The sequence below is a fragment of the Bradyrhizobium sp. 170 genome (genome assembly GCF_023101085.1).
Classification (GTDB): Bacteria; Pseudomonadota; Alphaproteobacteria; order Rhizobiales; family Xanthobacteraceae; genus Bradyrhizobium.
Genome location: NZ_CP064703.1, coordinates 4,798,270 through 4,814,297, shown reverse-complemented (window position 1 = coordinate 4,814,297; position 16,028 = coordinate 4,798,270). Strand labels below are relative to the sequence as shown.

Annotated in this window: 12 protein-coding genes; 8 read left to right on the top strand and 4 right to left on the bottom strand. The window is 62.9% G+C overall.

Annotated elements, in window-relative coordinates; all coding sequences use genetic code 11:
* Window positions 1-101: 101 nt before the first annotated feature.
* From IVB05_RS22375 to IVB05_RS22345, 7 genes are all read left to right on the top strand, one after another.
* Window positions 102-2,612, top strand: a complete 2,511-nt coding sequence (locus tag IVB05_RS22375) for a penicillin-binding protein 1A (RefSeq protein ID WP_247778081.1) — start codon at window positions 102-104, stop codon at window positions 2,610-2,612.
* Between the two features lie 168 nt (window positions 2,613-2,780).
* Entirely contained in the window at window positions 2,781-5,312 is a 2,532-nt protein-coding gene (locus IVB05_RS22370) for a penicillin-binding protein 1A (protein ID WP_247778080.1), read from the top strand.
* Between the two features lie 89 nt (window positions 5,313-5,401).
* Window positions 5,402-6,533, top strand: a protein-coding gene (gene prfB / locus IVB05_RS22365; RefSeq protein WP_247521166.1) for a peptide chain release factor 2 whose coding sequence is annotated in 2 segments (ribosomal slippage) — window positions 5,402-5,470 and window positions 5,472-6,533 — 1,131 coding nt in all. Because the reading frame shifts where the segments join, the coding sequence is not laid out codon by codon here.
* Between the two features lie 3 nt (window positions 6,534-6,536).
* Complete coding sequence (locus tag IVB05_RS22360; protein ID WP_247778078.1) at window positions 6,537-7,406, top strand: NAD(P)-dependent oxidoreductase; 870 nt, start codon at window positions 6,537-6,539, stop codon at window positions 7,404-7,406.
* 73 nt (window positions 7,407-7,479) lie between these two features.
* Window positions 7,480-8,385 (top strand): DMT family transporter, encoded by a 906-nt coding sequence (locus IVB05_RS22355; protein WP_247778076.1) that lies wholly within the window; start codon window positions 7,480-7,482, stop codon window positions 8,383-8,385.
* 84 nt (window positions 8,386-8,469) lie between these two features.
* Window positions 8,470-9,153, top strand: coding sequence for an XRE family transcriptional regulator (locus tag IVB05_RS22350; RefSeq protein WP_247778074.1), 684 nt, complete (start codon window positions 8,470-8,472; stop codon window positions 9,151-9,153).
* Window positions 9,150-9,644: a hypothetical protein gene (locus IVB05_RS22345; RefSeq protein WP_247778072.1), complete on the top strand. Its 495-nt coding sequence runs from the start codon at window positions 9,150-9,152 to the stop codon at window positions 9,642-9,644. The genes IVB05_RS22350 and IVB05_RS22345 overlap by 4 nt, the downstream gene beginning before the upstream one ends.
* Window positions 9,645-9,679: 35 nt before the next feature.
* Here IVB05_RS22345 and IVB05_RS22340 read toward each other — a convergent pair whose 3' ends face one another.
* Window positions 9,680-11,854, bottom strand: a complete 2,175-nt coding sequence (locus tag IVB05_RS22340) for a carbamoyltransferase C-terminal domain-containing protein (protein ID WP_247778070.1) — start codon at window positions 11,852-11,854, stop codon at window positions 9,680-9,682.
* Window positions 11,855-12,062: 208 nt separating this feature from the next.
* On the opposite strand from IVB05_RS22340, the gene IVB05_RS22335 reads away from it, so the two are divergent.
* The gene (locus IVB05_RS22335; RefSeq protein WP_247778068.1) at window positions 12,063-12,719 is read left to right on the top strand and encodes a hypothetical protein; all 657 of its coding nucleotides are present in this window, start codon (window positions 12,063-12,065) and stop codon (window positions 12,717-12,719) included.
* Between the two features lie 356 nt (window positions 12,720-13,075).
* On the opposite strand, the gene IVB05_RS22330 is transcribed toward IVB05_RS22335, so the two are convergent.
* The 3 genes from IVB05_RS22330 to IVB05_RS22320 all read right to left on the bottom strand — a co-directional run bounded on the left by IVB05_RS22330 (window position 13,076) and on the right by IVB05_RS22320 (window position 15,947).
* The gene (locus IVB05_RS22330) at window positions 13,076-13,525 is read right to left on the bottom strand and encodes an SRPBCC family protein (RefSeq protein ID WP_247778066.1); all 450 of its coding nucleotides are present in this window, start codon (window positions 13,523-13,525) and stop codon (window positions 13,076-13,078) included.
* A 216-nt stretch (window positions 13,526-13,741) separates the two neighbouring features.
* Complete coding sequence (locus IVB05_RS22325; protein ID WP_247778064.1) at window positions 13,742-15,097, bottom strand: M23 family metallopeptidase; 1,356 nt, start codon at window positions 15,095-15,097, stop codon at window positions 13,742-13,744.
* 112 nt (window positions 15,098-15,209) lie between these two features.
* A complete protein-coding gene (locus tag IVB05_RS22320) occupies window positions 15,210-15,947 on the bottom strand; it encodes a peroxiredoxin (RefSeq protein WP_247778062.1) in 738 nt (245 codons plus the stop codon).
* Between the last annotated feature and the right edge of the window lie 81 nt (window positions 15,948-16,028).

Sequence of the window (16,028 nt, the reverse complement as noted above, 5' to 3'; positions counted from 1 at the left end):
TTATTGTTCGACCGCGTGGCGGCAACTCGTTCGACGGGATTGCCGTGGTAGGATAGACGCCGCAGATATCGGCGCACAGGGTTGGAACGGAAACTTCGATAATGCGCTTGCTGGTCCGGTTTTTGGGTTTCCTGTTCGCGGCCGGGACCGTCGTGTTCCTGGTCGGCGTGGCTGGCGTCGCGGGCGCGATCTGGCATTTCTCCAAGGACTTGCCCGACTACTCACAGCTTCAGGATTACGAGCCGCCGGTGATGACGCGCGTGCATGCGTCCGACGGTGCGCTGCTCGGCGAGTATTCCAAGGAGCGCCGCCTCTATCTGCCGATCCAGGCGGTGCCAAAACTCGTCATCAACGCCTTCCTCGCGGCCGAGGACAAGAACTTCTACGAGCATGGCGGCATCGACTTCACCGGCATGGCGCGCGCGGCCGTGGTGTATGCGCAGAACTTTGGCTCCAACAAGCGTCCGCAGGGCGCCTCGACGATCACCCAGCAGGTCGCCAAGAACTTCCTTTTGACCAACGAGGTTTCCTTCACGCGCAAGATCAAGGAAGCCCTGCTGGCGATGCGCATCGAGCGCGCCTATTCGAAGGATCGCATCCTCGAACTCTATCTCAATGAAATCTATCTCGGCCTCGGCGCCTACGGCATCGCCGCGGCGTCGCTGGTCTATTTCGACAAGTCGGTGAACGAACTCACGATCGCGGAAGCCTCGTATCTCGCAGCGCTGCCCAAGGCGCCTGCGGCGCTGCATCCGGTTCGCAACCGCGATCGCGCGGTGGAGCGGCGCAATTACGTGGTCGATCGCTTGGTCGAAAACGGCTGGGTCAAGCAGGCCGACGCCGACAAGGCCCGCAAGGAAGCGCTCAACGTCACCAGCCGCGGCAACGGCGCGCATATCTTCGCCGGCGAATATTTCGCCGAGGAAGTCCGGCGCGACATTTTCGAGCGTTACGGCGAAAAGAAGCTGTACGAAGGTGGATTGTCGGTCCGTGCCACGCTCGACCCGAAGATGCAGGTCATGGCGCGCAAGGCCATGGTCGCCGGTCTGGTCAAATATGACGAGGCGAGCGGCTGGCGCGGCGCACCGTCGAAGCTCGACGTTTCCGGCGACTGGGGCGTCAAGCTCGCCGACGTCAAATCGCTCAGCGACATCTCGCCGTGGCGGATGGCCGTGGTACTCGAGACCAGCGACCAGTCGGCTCGCATCGGCTTCCAGCCCGGCCGCGAACTCGGCGGCGCCGTCAGCAAGGTCAGGCAGACCGGCATCATTACGCTCGACGGCGTGCGATGGGCGAAGGCCGCGTCGGGAGCCGCAAAGGGCAGGACACCGACCTCGGTGGCGCAAGTTCTGTCGGCCGGCGACGTGGTCTATGCCGACCCGCTGTTCGACAAGGAGGGCAAGCCGGTCGAAGGTCAGTATCGGCTGCGCCAATTGCCGGAAGTTTCGGGCGCGATGGTTGCGATGGATCCGTGGACCGGCCGCGTGCTTGCGATGGTCGGCGGCTTCTCGTTCGACCAGAGCCAGTTCAACCGCGCGACCCAGGCCTATCGGCAGCCGGGTTCGTCGTTCAAGCCGCTGGTGTATTCGGCGGCGATGGACAACGGCTACACCCCGTCGACGGTCGTCGTCGACGCGCCCATTGAAATCGATCAGGGACAGGGCGTCGGTGTCTGGCGCCCGGAAAACTATTCGTCGGGAAAATACCAGGGACCCGTCACGCTGCGCAACGCGCTGCGGAATTCGCTGAATACGGTGACGGTGCGACTGGCCCAGGACATCGGCATGCCCATGATCGGCGAGTATTCCAAGCGTTTCGGCGTCTACGACGAACTGCCGAACTATCTGTCGTATGCACTCGGCGCCGGCGAAACCACGGTCATGCGGATGGTGACGGCCTATTCGATGTTCGCCAATGGCGGCCGCCGCGTGAAGCCGACGCTGATCGATCGTATTCAGGACCGCTACGGCCACACCATCTTCAAGCATGACGCCCGCGAATGCCGCGGTTGCGACGCGCCCGGGGGCTGGAAGAATCAGGCCGAGCCGCAGCTCGTGGACCGCCGCGAGCAGGTGCTCGATCCGATGACGGCCTACCAGATCACCTCGATGATGGAATATGTGGTGCAGGCCGGCACCGCCACCGTCGTCAAGGAAGTCGGCAAGCCGATCGCCGGCAAGACCGGCACCACCAACGATGAAAAGGACGCCTGGTTCATCGGTTTCTCGCCGGACCTCGTGGTCGGCATCTATGTCGGCTTCGACAAGCCGCGCAATCTCGGCCGCGGTATGACCGGCGGTCATCTGGCCGCGCCGATCGCCAAGGACTTCCTGAAGCTCGCGCTCGCCGACAAGCCCGCGATTCCCTTCAAGGTGCCTGCCGGCATCAAGCTGGTCCGTGTCGACCCCAAGAGCGGCATGCGCGCCGGCCCGGGCAGTGGCGGCCTTCTGGAAGCCTTCAAGCCGGGCACCGCGCCACCGGATAACTACTCGGTCATCGGCGTCGCCGACGCGGACGGCCGGATGCCGCAGGGATACCCGCAAGGGTATCAGCAGGGGTATCAGCCCGACTCCGGCAATATCATGCGTCCGGGAACCGGCGGGCTTTACTGATCCGCACGAAGTGTTCACAACCTCAGGGCGCATCTTCCGACATCGCGTTATAAAAATGTTTGGACCCGGCGGATCTGAATGATCCGTGTCGCGGGAGAGGAAATGTCCGATGGACACGAGGACAAGCGCAGGCTGTTACGGTGCTAGGGTTGGAATGGAACTTCGATAATGCGCTTTCTGGTCCGGTTTTTGGGTTTCCTGTTTACCGCTGGGACTGTCGTGTTCCTGGTCGGCGTGGCCGGCGTCGCGGGCGGTATCTGGCATTTCTCCAGGGACTTGCCGGACTATTCGCAGCTTCAGGATTACGAGCCGCCGGTGATGACGCGCGTCCATGCGTCCGACGGTGCGCTGCTCGGCGAGTATTCCAAGGAGCGGCGCCTCTATTTGCCGATCCAGGCGATGCCAAAACTCGTCACCAACGCGTTCCTCGCGGCCGAGGACAAGAACTTCTACGAGCACGGCGGCATCGACTTCACCGGCATGGCGCGCGCGGCCGTGGCGTATGCGCAGAACTTTGGCTCCAACAAGCGTCCGCAGGGCGCTTCCACGATCACCCAGCAGGTCGCGAAGAACTTCCTTTTGACCAACGAGGTTTCCTTCACCCGCAAGATCAAGGAAGCCTTGCTGGCGATGCGCATCGAGCGCGCCTATTCCAAGGACCGCATCCTCGAACTCTATCTCAATGAAATCTATCTCGGCCTCGGCGCCTACGGCATCGCCGCCGCATCGTTGGTCTATTTCGACAAATCGGTGAACGACCTCACGGTGGCGGAAGCCGCCTATCTTGCTGCGCTTCCGAAAGCACCGGGCACGTTGCATCCGGTGCGCAACCGCGATCGGTCGATCGAGCGGCGTAATTACGTGATCGACCGTCTGCTGGAAAACGGCTGGATCAAGCAGGCTGATGCCGACAAGGCCCGCAAGGAACCGCTGGCCGTGACCAGCCGGTCCAACGCCGCGCATACCTTTGCCGGCGAGTATTTTGCCGAGGAAGTCCGGCGCGACATCTTCGAGCGCTACGGCGAAAAGAAACTCTATGAAGGCGGCCTGTCGGTCCGCACCACGCTCGATCCGAAGCTCCAGGTGATGGCGCGCAAGACCGTGGCCGCCGGCCTGGTGAATTTTGACGAGGCCCAGGGCTGGCGCGGCGCCATGAGCAAGCTCGACATATCAGGCGACTGGGGCGTGAAACTCGCCGACATCAAATCGCTGAGCGACATCTCGCCCTGGCGGATGGCCGTGGTGCTGGAGACATCCGACCAGTCGGCCCGGATCGGTTTCCAGCCCGGCCGCGAACTCGGCGGCGCCATTTCCAAGGAACGGCAAACCGGTCTCATCACGCTGGATGGTGTCCGATGGGCGAAGCCGGTCGCCGCTGCGGCGCGCGGCAAACCGACGACGACTTCGGTCTCGCAGATTCTGTCGCCCGGCGATGTAATCTACGCCGATCCGCTGTTCGACAAGGAGGGCAAGCCGGTCGAGGGCCAGTATCGGCTGCGGCAGATACCTGAAGTGTCCGGCGCCATGGTTGCGATGGATCCATTGACCGGCCGCGTGGTCGCGATGGTCGGCGGCTTCTCGTTCGACCAGAGCCAGTTCAACCGCGCAACGCAGGCCTATCGGCAGCCGGGATCGACGTTCAAGCCGCTGGTCTATTCGGCGGCGATGGACAACGGCTATACCCCGGCCTCCATCATGATCGACGGGCCGATCGAGATCGACCAGGGGCAGGGCAACGGCGTCTGGCGGCCGGACAATTTTTCGGTGGGCAGTTACCGCGGTCCGATCACGCTGCGCGAAGCCCTGAAATTGTCGCTCAACACCGTCACGGTGCGGCTGGCGCAGGATGTCGGCATGCCCTTGATCGGCGAATACGCCAAACGCTTTGGTGTGTACGAAGAGTTGCCGAATTATCTTTCCTATTCGCTGGGCGCCGGCGAGACCACGGTCATGCGGATGGTGACGGCCTATTCGATGTTCGCCAACGGCGGCCGGCGGGTGAAGCCGACGCTGATCGACCGTATCCAGGACCGCTACGGACGCACGATCTTCAAGCATGACCAGCGCGAGTGCCGCGGCTGCGACGCGCCGGGCGGCTGGAAGAATCAGCCCGAGCCCCAGCTTGTCGACCGCCGGGAGCAGGTGCTCGATTCCTTGACCGCCTACCAGATCACCTCGATGCTCGAGGGGGTGGTGCAGGGAGGAACGGCGACGATCCTGCGCGAGGTCGGCAAGCCGATCGCCGGCAAGACCGGCACCACCAGCGACGGAAAAGACGTCTGGTTCGTCGGCTTTTCGCCCGATCTCGTTGTCGGCCTCTATCTTGGCTACGACAAGCCGCGCACTCTGGGCCGGGCCGCGCAGGCCAGCCGTATCGCCGCCCCGATCGCGAAGGATTTCATGAAGCTCGCGCTTGCCGACAAGCCGCCGACCCCGTTCAAGGTTCCCCCCGGCATCCGGCTGGTTCGCATCGATGCCAAGAGCGGCATGCGCCCTGGTCAAGGCGAGGGCGGCCGCACCGTCCTCGAAGCCTTCAAGCCCGGCACCGCGCCGCCGGAGAATTACGTCCCCGTCAGCGTCGCCGAGGGCGAGGGACGCGTGCCGATGCCGCCGGGAATCCCACCCGAGGCCGGAAACGTGCAGGGAATGTCGCCTGACGCCGGCAATATCATGCGTCCAGGAACCGGCCGGCTTTACTAGCGGACGTTTGCGGATTGCGCTTTGGGGCGCAGGCCGCTACATCCCACGCACACCATCCAATAGCGGTCCGACCGCAGACAGAAGAGACCATGCGCGCCGAAGTCGAACGCCTCGTAGAAGAGATCAAGCAGTCAGTCGGGCTGCTGAGGAGGCATCTTTGACGTCGAGACATCAACAGCTCGCCTCGCCGAGCTGAACAAGCTCGCCGAAGATCCCAATCTCTGGAACGATCCCCAGAAGGCCCAGAAGCTGATGCAGGAGCGCACCTCGCTGGTGGATGCGCTCGAGGGCATCGGCAAGGTCGAGCGTGAGCTCGACGACAATGTCGAGATGATCGCGCTTGGCGAGGCCGAGAACGATGAAGGCGTCGTGGTCGAGGCGGAGAACGCGCTAAAAGCCCTGAAGAAGGAAGTCGCCCGCCGCGAGCTGGAAGCGCTGCTCTCGGGCGAGGCTGACAAGTTCGATTCCTATCTCGAGGTGCATGCCGGCGCCGGCGGCACCGAAAGCCAGGACTGGGCGGCGATGCTGCTGCGCATGTATACGCGCTGGGCCGAGGAGCACGGCTTCAAGATCGAGTATCTCGAAGAGACTCCCGGCGAAGAAGCCGGCATCAAATCCGCTACCATCCAGATCAGCGGGCACAACGCCTATGGCTGGCTGAAGACGGAAGCCGGCGTGCACCGCCTGGTGCGGATATCGCCGTTCGATTCCAACGCGCGGCGGCACACCTCGTTCTCGTCGGTGGCGATTTTTCCGGTGGTCGATAACAGCATCAAGATCGATATCGCCGAGTCCGACGTGCGCACCGACACCATGCGCTCGGGCGGCGCCGGCGGCCAGCACGTCAACAAGACTGAATCCGCAGTACGCCTGACGCATATTCCGACCGGCGTCGCGGTGGTCTGCCAGGCCGGCCGCTCGCAGCACAAGAACCGCGCCCAGGCCTGGGACATGTTGCGCGCGCGGCTCTACGAAATCGAACTGAAGCGGCGCGAGGAGCAGGCCGCCGCCGACCAGGCCGCCAAGACCGACATCGGTTGGGGCCACCAGATCCGCTCCTACGTCCTGCAGCCCTACCAGATGGTGAAGGACCTGCGCACCGGCGTGCAGACCTCGGATACATCAGGTGTGCTCGACGGCGACCTCGACGAGTTCATGGCGGCGACGCTGGCGCAGCGCGCCTTTGGCACCACGCCCGGCGCGGTCGAGGATGTGGATTAATCCATGACCAAAGTGGCCTTCATCGGGCTCGGGCGGATGGGCCACGGCATGGCCGGCCGCTATCTCGATGCAGGTTTTGCGGTTGCGGTGTGGAATCGCAGCAAGGCGAAAGCGGAAGACCTGATCGCGCGCGGCGCGCGTTGGGCCGCATCTCCGGCGGAGGCTGCCGATGGCGCTGATGCCGTTGTGACCATGGTCGCCGACGACGGGGCATCCCACGCGGTCTGGCTCGGCAAGGATGGCGCGGCTGCAACGATGAAGGCGGGCGGCCTCGCGATCGAATGCTCGACCGTCTCGCATCAGCACGCGCTCGACATGGCGCGCGAACTGCGCGGCCGCGGCCTCATCTATATCGACTGCCCCGTCACCGGCCTGCCGCAAGCGGCGGCTGCCGGAAAGCTGACCTTGCTGGTCGGTGCTGACACGGCAGATCTCGACCGGGCAAGGCCCTATCTCGCGCCGATCGGCGACCTGATCAGGCATTTCGGCGCGGTCGGTACCGGCACGGTCTTCAAGCTGATCAACAACCTGATGGGCGCGGTGCAGATCGCTAGCCTCGCCGAAGGCATCGCAATGGCCGAGCAGGCCGGGCTCGATATGAATCTCGTGGCGGAAGCGATGGCGACCGGTGCGGTGGCGAGCCCGCAGGTGATCCGGCATTCAAAGCGCATGGTGGCGCGCGACTTTTCCGGTGCGTCGTTCACAGCGGCGCTTCGCCACAAGGATGCGGTTTACGCGGTGGCGCTGGCCGAAACGCTGCTGCCCGACGTGCCCGTCAGCCGCGCCGCGCTTGCCGCCTATGAGAAGGCGAAGGCAAGCGCGCCCGACGATGACGAAGGCAAGATGATCGAGATCGTGTCGCAGCCGAAATAATCTTCGGAAATCGGGTGGACCGCGACGCGCGTCCGATCCTAGCTTGTTGCGCGATTTCACCAGGTTCTTGCGAATGACAGTCAGCGACGGCCGGATCGATGCGCGCGACTGGACGTTGCTTGCCGCATTGTCGATCCTGTGGGGCGGATCGTTCTTCTTCAATGGCGTGGTGCTACGCGAGTTGCCGCCGTTCACGCTCGTGCTGTTGCGCGTGCTGCTGGCCGCCATGATCCTGCTGCCGGTGCTTTGCGCGCAGCGACTGCCGTTTCCGAAGGGGTGGATGGGCTGGAGGCCGTTCTTCCTCATCGCCTTGTTCAACAATGTGCTGCCGTTCTCGCTGATCGTCACCGGACAGGTGTACATCCCGAGCGGGTTGGCTTCGATCCTCAATGCCACCACGCCGTTGTTCACGGTGGCGGTGATGGCGGCGGCGGGCGAGGAGAAGCTCGTCATCAGGCGTGTGGCCGGTGTGATCGTCGGCCTTGTCGGCGTCGTGATCCTTCGCGGCAGCGGAGTAGGCTTTGCCAGCGGGCAGGGGCTCGGCGTCCTGCTGTGTCTCGCGGCGGCGCTGAGCTACGGCATCTCCGCGCTGATAGCCCGGCGCGCGCTATCGGATTCGCCGCCGCTTGCTACCGCCACGTTTCAATTGATGGCATCGAGCCTGATGATGGCTGTCGTCGCCGGCATCTTCGAGCGTCCCTGGCAATTGCCAATGCCTGATACGGTGACATGGCTCGCGGTGCTCGGCCTCGCCGCGTTGTCGACGGCGCTGGCCTATATCGTTTTCTTCCAGGTGCTGCGGCGCTCCGGCGCCACCAACGTCATGCTGGTGACGCTGCTTGTGCCTGTTACGGCCATCCTGCTCGGCTCGCTCGTGCTCGGCGAGCAGATTTCGCAGCGTGAAATCGCGGGCGCACTGGTGATCGGCAGTGCGCTGCTGTTGATCGACGGCCGCGTGCTGAAGTTCCTCGAACGTTAGTTCGCTCGCGCAGGCGATGCGAGCCAACTTGACATTTACCTATATAGCAATACGATTTGCCTTATAAGCAAACGGGAGAGCCGCGTGGTTTCGGCAGAATCTGGCCGGCGCGCCCGCGAGGCGGCGCGCCTTGCCGCAATTGGAGCCGTCATTCGCCGGGCCCGCTCGGCGCGCGGTTTGACGCTCGATGAACTCGCCGGAATGGTCGGGCTATCAGTGACATTTCTCTCGCGGATCGAGCGCGGACTGATCGCGTGTTCGATCGGCAATCTGCTGGAAATTGCCGGCGTCCTTCAGGTGCCGCCGGCCGAATTGTTTGCCGACGTCGAAGGCGAGGACCGGACGCGCGCGTATCGCGTGGTTCGGTCAATCGATGCCGTTCCATCGAAGGACGCTGACGCAAACTATGCCTGGCGCAAGCTCGCTTCAGGCATAGGCGAGCAGCGGCTGGAAACTTTCCTGCTCGAATTGTCGGCAAAACCGCGCAGGCCGACGCTGGTCGCGCATCCCGGCGAAGAAATGTGCTTTGTCCTCGAAGGCAGTGTCGAATTTCAGGTGGGCGACGAAACCATCGCGCTGGAGCGCGGGGATTCGATTCATTTGCGCTCGGACGTACCGCATATGGCATGGGCGCGCGGGTCCGGCACTGCGCGCCTGCTCATGGTGACATCAATCGAAAATCAGTCGGCCATCGCGGTCGAGTGGTGGAGCAATATTGCGGGCAGGAAAAGCGAACGAGAGAGCACGGCAAAAGGGAGAGCAAAATGAGTGCTGTCAGCAAGGAGATTCCCGATACGGCGGCCGCAAATGCGGAATTGACGACCGCGCGCGAAGCGTCGCGAAAGGACCACAAGCCTTACGAGGCGCGCCATTTCGAGGAGGTCGATTGGGAGACAATCCGGTGGCCGGGCGAGACAGGCAAAATGCTTTTTCATCCGCGACCGGAACGTCCGACCGAACCGAACGCGGGAATTCTGCGGCTTGAGGCCGGCGCCTATCACCCCGAGCACTATCATGGCTTCGCGCAGGTCTGGCATATCCTGAAAGGCGAGTTTTCAATCGACGGAACGCTGCATGGTCCGGGAACGGTGCTGTTCCATCCCGACCCGCACTTTGAGGGCGAATTCCGCACCGAAACGGGCGGGGAGATATTCATCGTCCAGTATCCCGGTCCGACGACCGGTGAGCGTCCGATCTATGGCGGCCGGTTCAACATGGCGGAACGCAAGGCGGTTGCGAGCGAACGCGTCGATCTCTGAACCGGCGGATCACCCGATCTCAGGGAAGCAGCGAATTATCGCGTGCGCTGGCTGGAAGCCGATGTCTTCTTCCAGTCGGCGAGCCAGTTTCTGAACCTTCCGCTGTCGCGCTCGCCGCCGTGCCAGGCGGCGTGCACGGTGCCGTTGTCGGCTACCATGATGACGGCATCGAGCCCCTTTGAGCGGCGTAGCGTGTCGATCGCCTGCTGCGGCGTTTGCGCGATCGGTCCTGCGACATTGAAGGAGGTGTTGACGGACAGCTCGACGCCGATATGGCGGCCGAGCGCCTTCAGATAGGCATAGGTGAGGGGATCATCCTCGGCGCGCACGATCTGGATGCGGCCGGTGCCATCGGCGTGAATGACGGCCGGTATTTTTTCGCGGGCATGCGACTTCGAATGCGCCGTCAGCACCATGAAATTGTATGCGTTGTAACCGGCATCCGAGGCACCAGGCAGCAGTTCGAAATATTCTCGCGCGGCTTCCAGCGTCGCCATCGGCGCCAGCGGGCGAATGGCCTCGCGGTATTTGACGCGCTCGTTCAGCCGTTCGCGCGCCGCGGGGTCGCAGGGGTTGGCGAGGATCGAACGATGGCCAAGCGCGCGGGGACCGGTTTCGGCTGCGCCCTGATAGAGCGCGATGACGCCGCTTTGCGCGACCATGAAGGCCACTAGATCGGCGATGGCGTCGCGGCCTTCAGCCGTCGAGATGTCACCGATGCGTTGCGAGGCGATGTCATCGGCCTCGAGCGCGCCAGCAATGTCTTGCCGCGTCGGTGGCGTGCCGCAATAGAAAGCGTGCGTCATCGGTGCGCCGCGCGGGGCACCCGCCAGATGCGCGAACAGCCAGGCGGCGCCGATGGTGACGCCGGGATCGCCGGGGACCGGCGGCACCCACAGATTCAGGCGCGTGTGGCGCTGCTGGGCTTTGGCGAACCAGGCCTCGTCGAAATGTTCGAGCAGCCGCATATTGCCGACCGCGTTCAGCGCCACGCCGCCGGTCAGCACCAGCCGGTTCGCGCCTGACACGCGCAACAGATGATCGACGACGTGGATCATCGCGTCCTCGAACACCAGTTGGGTGGCGGCGGCCTTGTCGAGGCGGTCCTTGGTATCGGGGCGATGATGGATGTCCTCGACACGCAGCACCGCATCCGGATTCCAGAGCTGGTCCAGCCTGAGCGGTTCGCCGAGTATTTCCGTCAGCGCCTGCTTGTAGGGATGATCGAAGGGGTCGCAGTACCAGTTGGCCATCGCGCGGTTGAGCCGGACTTCGCCACCGCTGCCGAAGTGCAGAACGCCCTTGAGCCGCGCATAATAGGGATTGCTGGCGCGGTCCATGTCGCCCCACGCGGCGGCGCCCATGTAGCGGCCCTCGCTGGAAAGCCAAGTCCAGCCACCCTGCGTCGACGAGATCACGCTGTAGAACGCGCCGAGTGAATCGAACATGCTGTCGTTGCAGTAGAGCCGGCGCATCGCGCCATGTTCGACGACGTAAAGCGAGATCGAGCCCTGATCGCCGGTGCCGTCGAGCACCGCAATCGCCGTCGGTTTGCCGTCGTCGGCGAATGGCGAGGCGGCGTAGGAAAACCAGGCGTGGTTGTCGTGATGCGGCAGGCAGATCAGCGGAACGCGCTCGGCAAGCCCGAGTTGGCGGGCGAGGATCTTTGGCGTCCGCGTCATCTGGTCGAGGCGGCGGCCGTCGAAGCCGGCGGCCTCGGTGGTGCGCACGAGCTTGAAACTCTGCGGCAGTTCCTCGAGCACCGAGCGCGCCATCGTGCCGGCCAGCGTCGGATAATCCCAGCTGGTGAGCCAGGCATCGATGTCGCCGATATCGCGGCCCATCTCGCGCAGCGTCGCCACCGCCGCATCGATCGACAGTTTTGGATATTCGGTCGTGTGCTTGTTGCCCGAAAAGCGTTCTTCCTCGTTGTTGACGATCAGCCGTGGCCCGTGCGCCTGCGTCACCTCGACCAGCGCCAGACCTGAATTATGCGTGCCGGGTGCGCCGAGGCCGGCGAGATAGACCGTTTCGCCCCGCCCGAGCTTGTCGCGCACGTGCGCGATCCGCGCATCGGCGAATTTCGAGCCGAGCTGGTGAAATCCCGCGGCCCCCATCGTTGTGGCCGCCAGCCAGCGCGCGAAGCGGAAGCCGATGTCAGCTAGCCTGGAATGCCGCGGACCAATTCGTATGTTCTGTTCCAACCCCATCCAACCTCTGGGCCTTGCGATCGCGCCAGCCTGCATCAATCACAAATGGCGGCGCGCAACAATGCCGTTTCGTGATGCGGAATAAGCCCGTGCTTGCCACGGCCGACACCGCTTGCGAAACTCCTCTCCGAGACTTCGTCAGAACAAGAAAACAAGGCAGAGAACAATGCCGGTACGCACGCTTTGTGTTTCCATGAGGCCTAACTAGATGGACGATCATCCCATTCTGGAAGTGCTGGCAAGCTGGCCTGGCCGGGTTTCGACCCAGCTTGCCTTTGAGGCGCGCGGCTTTTCAATTCCGAGGGCGTGGCAGGACAGGATGATCGAGTTTTGTGGAGGACATCAGGCTGATCTGCTCAACCGATATTGGGATGAAGTGGCCCTGGAAACGATGCAGTCGGCAGGAAGAGTCAATTCGGATTCGCGTGTGTTCCGTATTGAGCAGCCAAAATATCGATCCGATTTTTTGGACAGACTCTTCGCTGCCAGAGATTTTGTTGAACTTCCATACCGGAACCCGCCGCTTGTAAAGTGCCTCTTCGAATACATGAAGAGAAATAATTCTGATGCGGAATTGCGGGAAGGTGAGGTGGCCTGGGTAAAAGAGCTACAGAAGCGTGAAGGCGAACGCCTGCGAATCCAAACGACAGGATGGACCGGAAAGAAGCGGGGCGTTATTCCTTTTGTTGGTGACTTCTGTACGACGCTTGGTTTTGCTCATCGCCGCAATCGTTGGCAAAAAAACTGGATTGCCATGCTGTCTTCGAGGTTAGTCTTGATCTTGGGGGCAATCCTCAACGTATCGGATCACCTTTGGTATTCAGGATTTTCCACGAAGATGATCCGGAATTTGCATTTGAGATGACAGGACCTGATCCGTTCGAGCACCTTATTTACGGGAGCTGGTTGTACTCAGCGGGCGCAACTCCTCGCGATGAAGTCCTTTGTATCCGCGCTTACATTGAGCTGTTTGATGTTATCGCCGCGTCGTTTGGGGGGCTCAGCAAGCCTAGCATCTGAAGTAGCCGTGGGAGTTACGGTGACATCAATGGACTGCACCCCTGAAGTGAGACACGCCAATTGCAGTCTCGTAGGATGGGTTGAGCCCTTGCGAAACCCATCAAATCCTTGCTCGGAAGCATGATGGGTTTCGCAAGGGCTCAACCCATCCTACCAGAGCCGGCGGAGGCGCCACCTCGTGACGTCTCCGTCCGTCCACCGCTACCCCGGAATGTCAGGCTCGACGAGCAACGCGAGCTGGGCGAGCGACTGTTGCCAGCCGAGATAGCAGGCTTCGACCGGAATCACCGTCGGCAGGTTTGTCTGTTCGATGTTGATTTCGGTTCCGACCGAAACCGCTTTCAGGGTCACGGTGACCTCTATTACGCCAGGCAAATTGGGATCGTCGAAACGATCAGTGTAGCGGATACGCTCGTTGGGCACGATCTCCAGATATTCTCCACCGAACGAATGGCCCGCGTTCGTGGTGAAATTCGAAAACGACATCCTGAATGTGCCGCCAACCTTCGGTTCAAAATGGTGGACCTTGCAGGTGAAGCCGTAGGGCGGCAGCCACTTGGCCATGGCTTCCGCATCGAGGAAGGCGCGAAAAACCTTCTCCGGCTTGGTGGCGAAGACACGATGCAAACGAACGGTATTGCCTTGGGACATGACGTTATTTTCTCCATTACTGAGCGGAGTATATCGCAGGACTTGCTTGGGTTAGCTCAGTCTCTGCCACAAGGACGCCTGGCCTCCCCGCGGGCCGACACGGGGCCAAAAAAAATTCAACGGCGCGGGGGCGCGCGCCGGTTCCGTTTTAGGTGACTGTGGAACAGCGCGGGTAGAACAGGGGGAGTATTCCGCGCGCGATCGACAAGCGCGATGCTAGCCCGAGCTCAGCCTCACGCCCGCGCGCAGAAATTTCTGCGGGTCGACGGCATCGCCGTCGATCCGTGTTTCGTAGTGCAGGTGCGGACCGGTGGAGCGGCCGGTCGAGCCGACGGCGCCGATCACCTGTCCGATCCTGACGACGTCGCCGACCCTGACGTGAATTTCGGAGAGATGGCCGTAGCGGGTCGACAGCCCGTTGCCGTGGTCGATCTCCACCATGCGGCCATAGCCGCCCATCCATCCCGATGACAGCACCTTGCCGTTCGCGGTGGCGCGCACGGGATCGCCGGTGGCGGCGCGGAAGTCGAGGCCGGTGTGCATGGCGGGGCGGCCGAGGAAGGGATCGCTGCGGACACCGAAGCCTGAGGTGAATTCGACCTCGCCGACGACCGGCTTGCGGTAGGGCACCAGCGCCAGCGTCGCGTTGAGACGCTGCATCTGCGAGCGGGTGATGTTGATCCGGTAGAGCTGGCGCTCGAACGCGCCGGCATCGGCCGAAAGCTTCACCGGCACGAACGGGCCACCGATGGCCGAGCGCGGCGTCGCCGCTTCGAGCTGCGCCATATCGAGGCCGAGATCGGTGAACACGCCGCGCATCCGGCGCAGGCGCGATTCCATGCCGTCCTCGACCGAGCTCAAGGCCGTCATCTGCCGCCGCTCGACGGAATCGAGCGAGGTCTGCAGGCGGACCAGCACGTTGTCGACACCCTGAACCTTGGCAAACTGATTGGGCTGCGGCTTGACGACGATGGGCGCACGCGATTCCAGCCGCGCTTCGCGATCCGGCGGCGCCACGAAGATCACGGTGTCGCTGATCGGGGAGGGTTTCAGGGTGCCGGAAGCGGGCGTCTCCACGGCCGCGCCGCGGGCCGGCGGCCTGATCGAACCGGTGGCTGCGCTATCCGGGATCGCGCCAAGCGCAGTGGCGCGTGATTCGAGCGCGGTCTGGCGGCGCATGATCTGGTCGAGCTTCTGGTCGAACTGTTCCTGATCGAGCAACTGGCGGCTGGTGGTGCGGTCGACCTTGGCGCGCAGCTCCGCGATGCGGTCTTCATAGGCGTATTGCATTTCGGCCTGACGGGCGATCAGCCGGGTCAGGACGTCGTCGCGAAACGCGAAATAGGTGGCGGTCGCCGCCGACCACATGCCGAGCAACACAATCGTGCCGACGACGATCCAGAACACGACAGGGCCGAGCCGGACCTGCTTGCCGGCATGCACGATGGTATAGCCGTCGCCGTCTATCGCAGCGGCCTTTGCCGCATAGTTGGCGGGACGGCGGGGCGGCGTCCGGCCATGATCGTGGGAATGATGGTGGTCTGAATAATGATGACCGGAACGGTACGACATCGGCACTCCAGCGCCGGTCGGAGAGGAGTTCCGTACGGCTCAATTTGCGTGCCGATTTGACCCTTTCATGGTTAATTTTTGGGAAATGGAACCTGCCAAATCGCCTGCCAAATCAGCTGGCGCGGACGGCGGCCAGCACCTCGTCGGCATGGCCGTCGACCCGCACATTGCGCCAGACTTTGGCGATCCGCCCATCGGCGCCGATCAGAACCGTCGTTCGAATGATTCCCATGAAGTTCCTGCCGTACATCGATTTTTCGCCCCAGGCGCCATAGGCCTCCAGCATCTCATGCTGCTCATCCGAGATCAGAGGAACCGAAAGCTGGTGCTTGCTGCGGAAGGATTCCTGGGCCTTTACGGTGTCCGCCGAGATGCCGAGCACTGCGGCCCCCTCGTCGGCAAACGCGTCGTTGAGCCGCGTGAAGTCGATTGCCTCACGGGTGCAGCCCGGCGTGTCGGCCCTCGGATAGAAAAACAGCACCAGTTTCTTGCCCGCATAGTCGGCCAGCGAGACGCTGCCGCCCCCATCGCGCGGCAGGTTGAAGCCGGGAGCCATCGCGCCCTCGACCATTCCGGTTCCGGCCGCCGCTTTAGGCGGTGCCGATAGATTGGATTTTATTAACTGTTTCGATGTCGGCTTATGCGACGCTTTGGCTGACGCGGTTTTGGCCGCCCTGGCGGCGGGTTTGGCTGCCTTGCTGGCTACCTTGGCGGCAGGCTTTTTGGCCGATGGGGTCGCGCCGCGGCTCGCGGTCTTACTGGCGGACTTGGCCGCGGATGGTTTTCGGGCGGACGTCTTGGGGCTTTTGGGGGATGGCTTGGAGGATTTCTTGCGCGTTTTCTTGGACATACGCCTTCCTTTCGTCGCTTTCCGCAGTTCAACCATTAGGGTATTGCGGGTCTCGCCTTTGACCGTCGGATTCGCTCCGGC

Coding starts and splice junctions, on each gene's coding strand:
- IVB05_RS22340 (WP_247778070.1), bottom strand. CDS start 11,854: ATGGGGTTGGAACAGAACATACGAATTGGTCCGCGGCATTCCAGGCTA.
- IVB05_RS22330 (WP_247778066.1), bottom strand. CDS start 13,525: ATGTCCCAAGGCAATACCGTTCGTTTGCATCGTGTCTTCGCCACCAAG.
- IVB05_RS22325 (WP_247778064.1), bottom strand. CDS start 15,097: ATGTCGTACCGTTCCGGTCATCATTATTCAGACCACCATCATTCCCAC.
- IVB05_RS22370 (WP_247778080.1), top strand. CDS start 2,781: ATGCGCTTTCTGGTCCGGTTTTTGGGTTTCCTGTTTACCGCTGGGACT.
- IVB05_RS22335 (WP_247778068.1), top strand. CDS start 12,063: ATGGACGATCATCCCATTCTGGAAGTGCTGGCAAGCTGGCCTGGCCGG.
- IVB05_RS22345 (WP_247778072.1), top strand. CDS start 9,150: ATGAGTGCTGTCAGCAAGGAGATTCCCGATACGGCGGCCGCAAATGCG.
- IVB05_RS22375 (WP_247778081.1), top strand. CDS start 102: ATGCGCTTGCTGGTCCGGTTTTTGGGTTTCCTGTTCGCGGCCGGGACC.
- IVB05_RS22320 (WP_247778062.1), bottom strand. CDS start 15,947: ATGTCCAAGAAAACGCGCAAGAAATCCTCCAAGCCATCCCCCAAAAGC.
- IVB05_RS22355 (WP_247778076.1), top strand. CDS start 7,480: ATGACAGTCAGCGACGGCCGGATCGATGCGCGCGACTGGACGTTGCTT.
- IVB05_RS22360 (WP_247778078.1), top strand. CDS start 6,537: ATGACCAAAGTGGCCTTCATCGGGCTCGGGCGGATGGGCCACGGCATG.